We start from the raw sequence: 12,536 nt of genomic DNA, 5'->3' as shown, positions 1-12,536 counted from the left end.
CGGTGCCGGGCCGAGGCCATGATAGATGAGGATCTGCACCGTGCACCCTGGGCGTCCGCCCCTGATGGAGGCCAGCAGGGAGGGCGAGTGGAAGGTGATGGACAGGCGTTCAATGTGCGAGGTTGTTCACGTATTCTGATCCCAGTTCCGCCACGTCCGGTGCGGGACACATTCATGGAGGAGTGCCTGGGTATGTCGCGCCATCTGCTGGTGACCGGTGGAGCCGGGTTCATCGGATCGCACTTCGTCCACCACGTCGTGGAGCACACCGATGACACCGTCACGGTGCTCGACAAGCTCACCTACGCGGGGGACGAGGCGTTCCTGGACGGTCTGTCCGATTCACGCGTGAGCCTCGTCGTGGGTGACGTCGCCGATGCGGGGATCGTCGAGGATCTCGTCGCGAAGTCCGATGCGATCGTGCACTTCGCCGCCGAGTCGCACAACGACAACTCCCTCAGTGATCCCTCCCCCTTCCTGCGCACCAACCTGATCGGGACCTTCACACTGCTCGAGGCGGCACGGCGGCACGAGAAGCGGTTTCACCACATCTCGACCGACGAGGTCTACGGAGATCTCGAGCTGGACGATCCTGAGCGCTTCAGCGAGACCACCGCCTACAACCCCTCGAGTCCCTACTCGGCGACCAAGGCCGGTAGCGACATGCTCGTGCGCGCCTGGGTGCGCTCCTTCGGAGTGCAGGCCACCCTCTCGAATTGCTCGAACAACTATGGGCCGCGCCAGCATGTGGAGAAGTTCATCCCCCGCCAGATCACCAACCTGATCGACGGCATCCGGCCCCGCCTCTACGGCGCAGGTCAGAACGTTCGGGACTGGATCCACGTCGACGACCACTCGAGCGCGGTGCTGAAGGTCCTGGATGAGGGCCGCATCGGCGAGACCTACCTGATCGGTGCCGATGGCGAGAAGTCCAATCGCGAGGTCGTCGAGCTCATCCTTGAGCAGATGGGGCGCCAGAAGGGTGACTTCGACCTGGTCACGGATCGCCCCGGCCACGACCTGCGCTACGCGATCGACCCCTCCCGCCTGCGAGAAGAGCTCGGCTGGGAACCCCGCTTCCGCGACTTCGAGTCCGGTCTCGCCGCCACGATCCAGTGGTACCGCGACCACGAGCGCTTCTGGCGGCCTCAGAAGGCGGCCGTCGAGGCGAAGTATGCCGCTGCCGGGCAGTGATCGCCCTGCCGGAGGGGCGGCCGATGCCTCCGCCCGTCCCCCGTCGACACCGTGAATCCCTCGGAGGAGATGCAATTGTCTGAGCTCGCAATCCGCAGCACGCCGATCCCCGGCCTGCTCGTCGTGGACCTTCCCGTGCACGGGGACTCACGTGGCTGGTTCAAGGAGAACTGGCAACGGGAGAAGATGATCGCCGCCGGGCTGCCGGACCTTGGCCCGGTGCAGAACAACGTGTCCTTCAACCAGGCAGTCGGTGTCACGCGCGGGATCCACGCCGAGCCGTGGAACAAGTTCGTCTCCGTGGCGACCGGGAAGGTGTTCGGGGCGTGGGTGGACTTGCGCCAGGGGCCTGCTTTCGGCACCGCCTTCTGGTGTGAGATCACGCCGGAGGTCGCGGTTTATGTCCCGCGTGGGGTGGGCAATGCGTTCCAGACCGTCGAAGCGCCGGCCGCGTACAGCTATCTCGTGGATGCCCACTGGACCGAGACTGCCCAGTCCGAGTACACCTTCCTGAACCTGGCCGACGAGACCGCGGCCGTCCCCTGGCCGATCCCGCTCGAACGGGCAGAGCTCTCCGCGAAGGACCTCGCCCATCCGCGTCTCGCGGAGGTCACCCCCGTCGCGCCGCGCCGCACCCTTGTGGTGGGTGCGAACGGGCAGGTGGGTCGGGCGCTCATGGAGCGCTGGGCGTCGCGGGGGGACGTCGACGGGGTGGGTCGCGAGCAGCTGGAGATCGCCGATCCCGACTCCGTCGCCGACTTCGACTTCTCTCCCTACGGCACGATCGTCAACGCCGCGGCGTACACCGCGGTGGACCTCGCGGAGACGCCGGAGGGACGCCGTTCGGCGTGGGCGACCAATGCGTTTGGTGCACAGAGGCTGGCGCAGGCCGCGCGGGAGCAGCGGGCCGTGCTCGTGCACTTCTCCAGCGACTACGTATACGACGGGACCATCGCCGAGCATACCGAGAGGGAGTCGGTCGCTCCCCTTGGCGTGTATGGCCAGACCAAAGCTGCGGGGGACGCGCTGGTCGCCACCTGGCAGGATCACTACATCGTTCGGACCAGCTGGGTGGTGGGCGAGGGGAAGAACTTCGTGCGCACGATGGCCTCCCTCGCTGAGCGAGGGGTAGACCCGGCGGTCGTGGACGATCAGATCGGCCGGCTCACCTTCGCCGATGACCTCGCGGCGGTTACAGAGCACCTGCTGCGTGTGCGCCCAGAGCCGGGGGTCTACCACCTCTCCACGGAGGGTGAGCCGCTCAGCTGGGCGGGCATCGCGCGCAACGTCTTCGCGGCGACCGGCCATGACCCCGAGCGGGTCTCCGCGACGAGCACCGCCGAGTTCTACGCGGCGCAGGAACGGGCGGAGGGCGACGGGACGATCTCGCCACGGCCCCGCAGCTCGGTCCTGGACCTCTCCAGGATCCGTGCCACGGGTTTCGCGCCGCGTGATCAGATCGTTGCTCTTCGTGCGTATCTCGGCCTCTGAGCGAGTGCGGCGTGATGGGTGGAAAATGGTAGAGACCTGCATCTGTGGCCTTTGTGCCCGTGCCGCATCCCTGTGGCATACTATATCCGATTGTTCGTGATTGTGCTGTGTGGAGAAGCGTGAACGGGGCGACCGGCGGTCATATCGGGGTGCCGGCCCCTCACCGCAGCGTCGGGTCTCGAAATCCTGCGGCTGATGAGCCGTGCCAATCTGGGAGTGTAAAGACGTGCGAGTAGTCGATTATTGGAAGATCTTCCGGGCGCGGTGGCTCACCATCTTCGCTATCACGGCGGTCTCTGGCCTGCTCGGCTTCGGCCTCGCGGCGATCCAACCCAAGCAGTACACGTCGGATGCGAGTGGGATGCTCACCGCCGGCTCCTCGAGCGACCTCGGAAGCGCGCTCACAGGTGACAGCTTTGCGAAGTCGCGCGTGACCTCGTACCTCGATGTCGCGAACTCCCGCTCCGTCGCGGAACGGGTCAAGGAAAATCTCGGTCTTGAGGAATCTGTCGACGCTCTCCGCGCGAACACCACCGTCAGCAATCCTCCGGAGACCTCGAACATCAAAGTCTCGGTGACGGCTTCGACACCGGAGCAGGCCCGCGATATCGCCGAGGCGTGGATCGTTGCGATAGGCGAGCAGTCTCTCGAGATCGAGGGTGCCGGGACCATCGTCCAGTTCCAGTCCCTGGATTCTGCACAGATCCCCACCTCGCCGTCCTCGCCGGATATCAGACTCTACGTGCTGGGTGGGATCCTGGTCGGCGCCGTGATGGGTATCGCGTACGCGATCGTCTGGCACCAGTTCGATCGCCGTATCCGCGCTGTCGAACATGTCGAGTCCACGACCGGCGTCGCCGTGATCGGCACCATTCCGCGGCGGAAGACGGGCGGTGTCGGCAACGACCGCATCGTGACCTCGAAGGGCGGGAACGACCGTGAGAGCGATGACATCTCTGAGTACGCGGTTGCCGAATCGATGCGGCGCATCCGCACCAACCTGCAGTTCATGGATGTGGACAATCCGCCTCGAGTGATCACGGTGACCAGCTCGATCCCCGGTGAGGGGAAGTCCTTCGTGATCGCCAACCTGGCCAACACGATCGCGCAGGCCGGTGAGCAGGTTGTCGTGATCGACGGCGATCTGCGACGACCTGTCGTCGCCGAGACCTTCGGGATCGTGGGCAGCGTCGGGCTGACGGACGTCCTGGCGGGGACGGCGGAACTCCGCGATGTCCTTCAGCCGTGGGGGGACACCGGGAACCTCGCCGTGCTGGCCGCGGGCTCGGTCCCACCCAACCCCAGCGAGCTCCTCTCCTCGAAGACGATGGGCAAGCTGCTCGACGAGATCTCCCAGCACGCGATCGTCCTCATCGACACCCCTCCGCTCCTGCCGGTGACGGATGCGGCGCTGCTGACCGCGAAGACGAGCGGCGCGATCATCGTGGCGTCGGCGAACAAGACCACCTTCGACGAGCTGGGCCAGTCCCTCGCGAATCTGCGCAAGGTCAAGGGGCGCTCGCTGGGGGTCATCATCAACCGGGTGCCCATGCGCGGAGCTCAGGCAGATGGTTACGGCTATCGCTACCGCAACTACTATCGCCGCTCTGCTGATGAGACGACGAGCGCGAAGGGAACGGCCAGATCGTTCCCCGATACCGGGTCGCAGCGTGCGGCTGCGGAGGGGAGCCCCGCGAGCACAGCCGTCGGCTCAGAGAAGTCCTCGCCCCAGCCCTCTCATGGAGGACGACGGTCACGCGCGGCGGACGCCGGGGGCGGGGACTCATGAACGGCAGCACTGGCATCGAGGCGTTCGGCATCCTCGTGGTCTGCACCGGCAACATCTGCCGATCGCCGCTCGGAGAGCAGCTGCTCCGCAGCCGCCTCGACAGCGTGCATGGAATCGAAGTGCAGAGCGCTGGTCTCGACGCTGTGGTCGGTGCTCCGATGGATTCCTCCTCCGCCCAGTGGTCGCGGAGGTTCGGAGGGGACCCCACCACCGCTGTGGGGCAACAGCTCGAACGCTCGCAGATCGATGCTTCCTCGCTCGTGCTGACCATGACCGTCGGCCAGCGGGATGAGCTCGTGCGGCGCTTCCCTTCGGCGATGCTGCGCACCTTCACGCTCGCGGAGTTCGCCACGGTGCTTCCCCTGGTCGTCGAGGGCGGCGGCCCGGTCCAGGCGGGAGAGATTCCCGCCGCCGTGCGCCGTTGCGTGCAACAGAGGTATCGGGCCGAGCTGACCCCCGAGGACGACGTCGTGGACCCCATCGGTGCCGACCCGGAGGTGCATGAGCGCGCAGCGCGCCACATCGACGTGCTGATCCGCGGGATCGTCGAGGTCCTGGATGGTGCGTGAGGAGGTGTGGAGCATCCGGAGCGGGGTCGCGCACGTCGTCGAGCCCGAGGCGTCGTTCGCGCTGCCGTTGGATGATCCCGATCCCCTTCCGCACGTGATCGAGGGTGGCGCGCACCTGGTGTGGCAGCTGCTCGCCGCGGGTCCTCTCGCGACTGCGAACATCGTCGAGGAACTCGTGGACACCACGGGGGCTGCTCGGGCGGTGCTCGACGAGCAGGTCCCCCTGATCCTCGACCAGCTCTCCAGGCTGCGTCTTGTGGACCGAGCGATGCCCGGCAGAGGACTGCCCGGCGACGGCCCGGCGGGCGGCGGAGTCCCCGGCACCCGCAGCGGCGCTCGGACCCCGCGATGAGCGCCCTGCATACCGGGCACTCGCCAGAGGTGCTCGAGCTCGGCTATGTTCCGGCGATCACCCTGGTCGCGGCGATCGTCGCGGATCGGGCACGGCGTGCGGGCCTGCGGGTGCTGTTCATCAAAGGGCCGTTCTTCACAGCCCAGGGCGTACGCGATCCGAAGCAGTCCTTCGACCTGGACATCCTGTTGCACCCCGAGGATGTGGACCAGCTCGTGGAGCTCCTCGCAAAGGACGGCTGGAGGTTGCGTGATCATCCTGACGCTGTGCTCCCCTTCGAGGAACATTCGGTCACGATCCTCCACCATTTCTGGCCATGCACGATTGATGTGCACCGCTTCTGGCTGGGTTTTCTGCAGGATGCGGCGCTGACCTTCGAACGACTCTGGCAGTACCGTGAGCGAACCGCAGTCGGCGCCCTCGCTTTCGATACTCCCTGCTACGAGGACTCGGCTGTTCTCGAGGCTCTCAACGAGATCCGCAGCGGCCACCGGCACGAGGGCACGCTCGCCGGGATCCGGCAGAGGGTGCGGGGTCGACTGGGCGAGGCGGCAGGGTGCCGACTGCGCGAGCGCGCGCTGCAGCTGGGAGCCGAGCTGAGTGCCGCACCTTTCCTGCGCCCTCTCGGGCAGCACGTCTCGATCCCCGACGCACCCGGGCCCGCCTACGCGGAATGGGTCAAGCGGCTCAGCGCCGAGGATCAGTCGGTGACGGCGTGGCTGCTGCGGTTGCGTGATGCGCCGCTGCGCCGCCGGCCGGGGATGGTGGTGGACGCTCTCGCGCTCCGGCCGAGCCAGCTGCGTGCACTGCGACCGGATGCGCGGCCAGGGTTTCGCGGATTCCTGGAAGCGTGGACCACACGCGCCCGTAAAGGCAGCCGGGACATGTGCCGGTACATCGTGCGGGAGCGCCGGCGCGGAACCGGGCGCCGCACTGTCACGAATAGGACGGATACCCGTCGTCCCGAGCATGGGGAGGAGGTCCTGTGATTCCCGCCTTCGCTGCGGCAGCGTTCGTCTCCTCGTGGTGGATCGTGTTCTCGCGCCCGAACGTGGTCGTCTCGAGAGCACTGGTGATCGCGATCGGCTGGCTCACCGTGATCCCTCTCAACGGTGCCTCGTCGATGGCGATCGCGATCGGCCTGGCGGCTGCGGGCGGAGCGCTCCTGGTGGCCTGGAACCATGGGCATCATCACTCCGAGGGCACCCTCGTGCTCGTGCTCGGCATCGGTCTCTTAGGACTGATCTTCCTCGCGAACCTGCTCAGCGGCATCACCGGACCGATCCGTGTGCTGACTCTCGCTGTGCTCGTGCTGCTCGCCGCCACGGCCTCCCGCATGCGCTATCGCGACCTTCCTCGCTTCACCGAGGGGCTCGCTGTGATCGTGGTGCTCCACCTGGCCTACGCGATGGGCGAGGTGTGGGCCGGGCTTCCGGGCCTGTGGCCGATGTCGGACGGGACGAACGACATCTCCGACCGCGTGAACACGATCTTGCCGACACTCGCGGGGCGGCCGATGACCTCCTTCTCCCACCCGATCCCGTTCTCGTTCTTCCTGGCCGCGGCCGGCGCGATCGGGGGCGGGGTCGCGGTGCGCACCGGGAAGCTCGTCTATTGGCTGATCCCGTTGCTCACGACAGCGGGAGTGCTCATGAGCGGTACTCGCAGCGCGGTCCTCGCCGCGGCGGGGGTGATCGTCTTCCAGGTGCTGATCGGTTATCGCAAGAATCTCGTGGCGCGGCTGTTCGGGGTGGGGGCCCTTGCCGGGATCATCGGCTGGCGGGTGGGGTACGACACCCTGCGCGGGCTGCTGGGATTCGGCGGCGAGTTCGAGACCAGCGACTCCTACGAGCACCGCACGGCCGTGCTCTCCTCCTTCCCCGACCTGTTCCGCGCGGATCTGATACACGTGCTGTTCGGGTGGGGAACGGATCTGCAGTACATCTTCGACAGCGGTGTCGTGGACCGGCACAGCACCTCGTTCTACTTCTTCGACAACCAGTTCGTCGCGACGATGGCACAGGAGGGCCTGCTGGGCCTACTGATGCTGCTCGGTGTGCTCGTGCTCGTGCTCATCTACGGAGACTCCACTGCCAGATCCCTCGGGGTCCTGATGATCACCATGGCGCTGAGTTTCGACGTACTGGATCACATCATGAGCCAGAGCATGCTGATCCTCGCCGTTGGCCTCACCGCTGCAGAGATGAATCGGCGCCGTGTCGCCGAGCGCCACCGTGCGAGCCGCCCTGACGGCGCCGAGCCGTATCCCGAGCGCGGAGGAGCGGAACACCCATCGCACGCGGAGCCCACCGCGAGCGAGGCCGATCCCGTGCAGGCTGTGACCCCCGCCCCGGGCACGCCCAGCGCAGCGGAGGGTGCCACCGGACATCCTGTGCGCGAGCAGGGGCGCCGGCGCCGGAGGGCAGCGCCCGGCGAGGAGCCCATCTCCTGGGCTGAAGAGCTCGAGGAGATCTTCGGTGGCAAGCCTGTCCCCACAGCGCCCGCGAAAGCCGCAGCAGCAGGACGGAAGCGCGGTGAAAGCCCCCGCCGCTGAGTTTCTAAGCGTCCCCGATCGCTCCATCTCGAGCCGACCCGAGCGCCGTGGAGGCGCCCCCGCCGCAGGCCACGACCGTGGCATCGGTGCCCAGATGTACGACGTCGCCGGAGAGCGACAGTGAGAGAAGAGGAAACAGTGCCCAAAACCGCCTCCTTCGACGCCTCGGGCGTCGATCGTGCCCGCGCGCTGGCCGCGAACGCGGCGCGCCGGCTCCGCTACGGGGCCTCGCTCCTGGAGAGAGACAGCGAGAGCATCGCCCGCGCCGGGCTGCTCCTCGGGCAGGTGCTCACCTCGGGGGGCAGGGCCTACGTGTTCGGCAACGGCGGCAGCGCCGCCTGCGCCACACACTTTGCGGCCGAGTTCACCGGGCGCCTCAAGAAGGACCGTCGCCCGCTCCCGGTGATCTCCTTGACCACCGACACCTCCGCGCTCACCGCGATCGCGAATGACTACGGCTACGAAGACGTCTTCTCCCGCCAGGTCACAGCGCTCGCCGGCCCGGGCGACCTCGTCATCGGCCTCTCCACGAGCGGCACCAGCGCGAACGTGCGCAAGGCCTTCGCCGCCGCGCACCAGGCCGGAGCGACCACCCTCGGACTCGTGGGCCAGCACGACGGCCTGGGCGCCCGGCACACGATCGGAGTGGACCTGCCGGAGACCGCCCGGGTCCAGGAGCTCCACGATCTCGTGCTCCACGAGATCGCGCAGATCGCGGAGCGTGAGGTGGTCACGGACCTCGAATGGGACACCTCTGCCTGCCCCTTCCCCTTCCACCTGGCCGAGACCGACCTGCCCGCCTTCCGCGAATGGATCGAAGCGACCGGGCAGAGCCTCGCCACCACCAACGGCGTCTTCGATCTCCTCCACTCCGGTCATGCCGCCTCGATCTCCGAGGCACGGCGGAGCGCGGACCGGCTCGTGCTGCTGATCAACTCCGACGCCTCGGTGCGCGCTCTCAGCAAGGGCCCCGAGCGGCCCATCCGGGGGGAGCAGGAGCGCATCGCGGACCTCTCGCGCCTGCCGGCCGTCGACCACGTCGTGGTCATGGAGGATCAGGACCCCCGCCGTCTCCTCGCCCTGCTCACCCCGACCATTCACGCGAAGGGGGCTGAATACGCCGGCGCTCCGCTCCTCGAGGAGGAGACGGTCGTCGCGGGCGGCGGTCGCATCATGTACATAGAACGGGTCGAGGGGTTCTCCACCACCTCGCAGGTCGAGAAGAGCCGGTCATGAGCGTGGGTGTCGTGGTCGGGGACATCATGCTCGACGTGTTCAGCCGCGGAGCCGCCAACCGGCTGAGTCCCGAGGCGCCCGTCCCAGTGCTCCTGAACCCCACCACCACCGAAGTGCTCGGAGGGGCGGCGAACACCGCCATGAACATGGCGGGTCTCCTGGGTGCCGAGGTATCTCTCGTGGGGCTGCTCGGTCAGGATCCCGCCGGGGACGCGTGCCGCCGGCTGATGCGCGATTCCGGGGTCCTGGATCGCTGCGTGGGATCCGCCGTCTATCCCACGGTGCTCAAGAACCGTTTTCAGGCCGGCAGCCACCAGATCATGCGCCTGGATCACGAGAGCGACGAGGTGGGACCGACGGACCACGCCGAGCTCATCACTGCCTTCCGCGAGAGCATCGCCGGGGCGCGCTGCGCCGTCGTCTCCGACTACCAGAAGGCCGCTGTCTCCGCCGAGGTGGCCCGCGAATCGATCCGCACCGCACGGGAAGCGGGCATCCCCGTGGTGGTGGACTCCAAGTGCCGCGACTTCTCGCGCTTCGAGGGCGCGAGTGCCGTGACTCCCAACCACGGCGAAGCACGTGATTCAACCGGGCACACGGACCCCTCTGCCGCCGCCCGCGCACTCTCCGAGGCGACGCGAGGGAACGTGATCGTGACGCTCGGCCCCGAGGGGATGCTGATCCACGAGGCGAGCGGCCGTCAGACCCGCATCGCCTCCGATGTGATCGAGGTCGCGGACGTCACCGGTGCGGGGGACACGGTCACAGCCGCCCTTGCCGTCGCTCTCGCCGACGGTGCGGAGATCGTCGAAGCGGCGCGCTGGGCGACCCGCGCCGCGGCAATCGCTGTGAGTCGCAGCGGCACCTACGCAGTCTCCCGCGAGGAGGTCGAGGGTGCTCGATGATCGACGGCTCGCGCTGATCGACACCGCCCGCCTGCGGATGCATCGCGGCGCGGCGGAAACGCCCGTGACCCTCACAGAACTCGTCGAACAGCACGGAGGGCCCCTGCGGGTCGATGTGGTGCGGTTCGACGGGATCGGGGACTGGATCCTCACCTTCCCGCTGCTCAGCGCGCTCGCGCACGACGAGCGGATCGGCACCGTGCGGCTCGTCGCACCGCCGGCGCACCGCGGACTGCTGGCGCGCCTGCGTGGCATCGAGGTGGTCTCCGAGGAGGTCTGGGCCAGCCACCACACGCCGTGGCCCCACGGCGGTGCGGGGAAGGTCCTCGCGATCTCTGCCCTCGGCCAGCTCCGCACGCGCCGTGCGGGACGGCGCCGTGCCGGGGGCACCGACCTGGTGGTGCTCCCGCGCTGGGACACCGACCGGGGGCAGAACTGCCTCGCCTACGCCGTGGGCACCGGCGCAACGATCGCCGGTCACGACCCCATGCTCCAGCCCCAGGCCACCCGCAAGGAGCAGCGCGACCGGGCCGCGATCGCCCTGCGCGCCGAGGACGTGCGAGGGCACGCCCACGAGGCCGAGCGCCTGGCACTCCTGGGAGAGACGATCGGGCTACGGATGCCCCGGGATGCTCGCGCCGTGCGGGATCTGCTGGGGATGCCGCAGCACCGCTCGCTGGCAGGCTTCGTGGCCCTGCACACCGGTGCGCACGACGCTTTCCGGCGCTGGCCCCGGGAGCGTTGGGCGGAGCTGATCCACCTGCTGCTGGACCGCACCGCCCTCGACGTCGTGCTGATCGGCGGACCGGAGGACGCCGCGGTTCACCCTCCCCTCGTGGCCATCGACCCGGAGCGCGTCCGCAGCGAGGCGGGCAGGAGCCCCCTCAGGGATCTGCCGGATCTGCTCGACGGCGCCGACCTCATGATCGGTTGCGACAGCGGCCCGGCGCACATCGCGGCGGCGCTGGGCGTGCCCACCGCCGTCGTATCGGTGTTCCCCGAGGGGGACGATCCGAACCACCCCAACAGCCCGGACCGCTTCGGTGTACGCTCGGCCGGCGGCTCCGTGATCATCCGTCCGGGCCGCATGGAGCAGTCATTCGCCGAGCTGGACGATGCGCGCCGAACCGCGCTCATCGCCGCGATCCCGGCATCGACGGTGCTCGCCGGTGCCCTGGACCTGATCGATGCCGAGGAGGCACCGCAGTGATGACCGATCCGGTTCCGCCGGCGCTCCGCGCTCCCGCCGAGACGGCCCAGGACCCGCTCCGGCTGGGGTACGTCACCTACGGGGACTGCCACGACCCGATGATTCATTCGGGGGTCCCCTTCTCCCTGCGTCGCGGCATGCAGCAGGTCCACCAGGCGGAGGTGACGGAGATCAGCACTCGCCCCCATCGGATTGAGCGGCTCGGGATCAAGGCGGTGAGCCTGCGCCCGGGCCGGCAGGCCTGGGAACGCCAATACCTGCACGGTCGGCTCATCGCCCGTGCCCGCTCGCGTCGACGGGACACGCTCGCCCGCGCCGCTGGCGACCTCGAAGCGCTCCTGCATGTGCGTACCTGGTACACGCCGATCGGGACCCCCTACGCCTCATTCATCGACGCGACGGTGAACATGGTGCGCGGGTACGATCCGAGCTGGACGCTGAGCGACCGCCAGTTCCAGCAGGAGGTCGCTGTCGAGGGCGAGTTCTACCGCCGGGCCGCGGTGATGTTCAGCGCCTCTCACGCCGGCAGGGACGATCTGGTCCAGAACTACGGGGTCGCGCCCGAGGACGTCGTGATCGTCGGCGCGGGGACCACCCTGCCCGGGATCGGCGAGCTCAGTGAAGACTTCCTCGCGCAACGCTTCGCGGAGCGCACCGTGCTCTTCGTGGGCAAGGATCCCGTGCGCAAGGGTCTGCCCGAGCTGATCGAGGGCGTGAGGCTCGCCCGCGAGAGCGTCGAGGGGCTGTCCCTGCGGGTGGTGGGCCCGGCGGAGGCGGAGGTTCCCGGGGACGAGCCGTGGGTCGCACGGCACGGACTGGTCCAGGACAAGGCGACGCTGAGCGATCTCTATGCGAGCGCCTCGATGCTCGCACTGCCCGCTCACCGCGAGTCCTACGGGCTCGTGATCCCCGAGGCGCTCTCCTACGGGCTGCCGTGCCTGGTCAGCTCCACCGGGGAGCTTCCTCATCTCGTCGAGGACGGCAGCTTCGGGGCGGTCCTTCCCGAGATCGCTCCAGAGCAGATCGCCCAGAGGCTCGTCGCCGCCTTCGCAGATGAGGCAGAGTACGCGAAGCAGTCGCGTCGAGCGCTCGAGCGCTCGCGCCGCCACGACTGGGGGACGATCGCTCGGGGAATGGTCGCGGAGCTCACCGCGCGCACGCGCTGAGCCCGGCCGGAGAACGGAGGAGGGCGGGGCGCACCGCCCGGCTGCGTGGACACTCTGACGTGCTGAGACA

The 12,536-nt window shown here is 68.4% G+C and carries 11 protein-coding genes; all 11 read left to right on the top strand.

Annotation, left to right across the window (positions count from 1 at the left end; translation table 11 throughout):
* Positions 1 to 192: 192 nt before the first annotated feature.
* The 11 genes from rfbB (at position 193) to BN4251_RS14935 (ending at position 12,466) form a co-directional block, all read left to right on the top strand.
* Entirely contained in the window at positions 193 to 1,194 is a 1,002-nt protein-coding gene (gene rfbB, locus BN4251_RS14985; protein ID WP_087485834.1) for a dTDP-glucose 4,6-dehydratase, read from the top strand.
* A gap of 69 nt (positions 1,195 to 1,263) precedes the next feature.
* Entirely contained in the window at positions 1,264 to 2,685 is a 1,422-nt protein-coding gene (locus BN4251_RS14980; protein WP_087485833.1) for a sugar nucleotide-binding protein, read from the top strand.
* A gap of 202 nt (positions 2,686 to 2,887) precedes the next feature.
* Complete coding sequence (locus BN4251_RS14975; RefSeq protein ID WP_087485832.1) at positions 2,888 to 4,474, top strand: tyrosine-protein kinase domain-containing protein; 1,587 nt, start codon at positions 2,888 to 2,890, stop codon at positions 4,472 to 4,474.
* Complete coding sequence (locus BN4251_RS14970) at positions 4,471 to 5,043, top strand: arsenate reductase/protein-tyrosine-phosphatase family protein (protein ID WP_087485831.1); 573 nt, start codon at positions 4,471 to 4,473, stop codon at positions 5,041 to 5,043. Before BN4251_RS14975 ends, BN4251_RS14970 begins: the two co-directional genes overlap by 4 nt.
* Positions 5,044 to 5,047: 4 nt before the next feature.
* Entirely contained in the window at positions 5,048 to 5,395 is a 348-nt protein-coding gene (locus BN4251_RS14965) for a hypothetical protein (protein ID WP_212647622.1), read from the top strand.
* A gap of 29 nt (positions 5,396 to 5,424) precedes the next feature.
* Positions 5,425 to 6,384, top strand: coding sequence for a nucleotidyltransferase family protein (locus BN4251_RS14960; protein WP_170931987.1), 960 nt, complete (start codon positions 5,425 to 5,427; stop codon positions 6,382 to 6,384).
* A complete protein-coding gene (locus BN4251_RS14955) occupies positions 6,381 to 7,949 on the top strand; it encodes an O-antigen ligase family protein (RefSeq protein WP_087485828.1) in 1,569 nt (522 codons plus the stop codon). Before BN4251_RS14960 ends, BN4251_RS14955 begins: the two co-directional genes overlap by 4 nt.
* A gap of 138 nt (positions 7,950 to 8,087) precedes the next feature.
* A complete protein-coding gene (locus BN4251_RS18900; RefSeq protein ID WP_087485827.1) occupies positions 8,088 to 9,185 on the top strand; it encodes an SIS domain-containing protein in 1,098 nt (365 codons plus the stop codon).
* A complete protein-coding gene (locus BN4251_RS14945) occupies positions 9,182 to 10,090 on the top strand; it encodes a bifunctional heptose 7-phosphate kinase/heptose 1-phosphate adenyltransferase (protein WP_087485826.1) in 909 nt (302 codons plus the stop codon). The genes BN4251_RS18900 and BN4251_RS14945 overlap by 4 nt, the downstream gene beginning before the upstream one ends.
* Complete coding sequence (locus tag BN4251_RS14940) at positions 10,080 to 11,300, top strand: glycosyltransferase family 9 protein (protein ID WP_087485825.1); 1,221 nt, start codon at positions 10,080 to 10,082, stop codon at positions 11,298 to 11,300. The genes BN4251_RS14945 and BN4251_RS14940 overlap by 11 nt, the downstream gene beginning before the upstream one ends.
* The gene (locus BN4251_RS14935) at positions 11,300 to 12,466 is read left to right on the top strand and encodes a glycosyltransferase family 4 protein (protein ID WP_087485824.1); all 1,167 of its coding nucleotides are present in this window, start codon (positions 11,300 to 11,302) and stop codon (positions 12,464 to 12,466) included. Before BN4251_RS14940 ends, BN4251_RS14935 begins: the two co-directional genes overlap by 1 nt.
* The last annotated feature ends 70 nt before the right edge of the window (positions 12,467 to 12,536 follow it).

Origin of the sequence: Brachybacterium massiliense (assembly GCF_900184245.1) — a bacterium.
Lineage (GTDB): Bacteria > Actinomycetota > Actinomycetes > Actinomycetales > Dermabacteraceae > Brachybacterium > Brachybacterium massiliense.
Note: the sequence above shows the minus strand (reverse complement) of the source record. Positions and strands in the feature narration are given on the sequence as shown.

Excerpts from the sequence above, each read along its gene's own strand:
- rfbB (WP_087485834.1), top strand. The coding sequence starts at position 193 with ATGTCGCGCCATCTGCTGGTGACCGGTGGAGCCGGGTTCATCGGATCG.
- BN4251_RS14945 (WP_087485826.1), top strand. The coding sequence starts at position 9,182 with ATGAGCGTGGGTGTCGTGGTCGGGGACATCATGCTCGACGTGTTCAGC.
- BN4251_RS14970 (WP_087485831.1), top strand. The coding sequence starts at position 4,471 with ATGAACGGCAGCACTGGCATCGAGGCGTTCGGCATCCTCGTGGTCTGC.
- BN4251_RS14980 (WP_087485833.1), top strand. The coding sequence starts at position 1,264 with ATGCAATTGTCTGAGCTCGCAATCCGCAGCACGCCGATCCCCGGCCTG.
- BN4251_RS14935 (WP_087485824.1), top strand. The coding sequence starts at position 11,300 with ATGACCGATCCGGTTCCGCCGGCGCTCCGCGCTCCCGCCGAGACGGCC.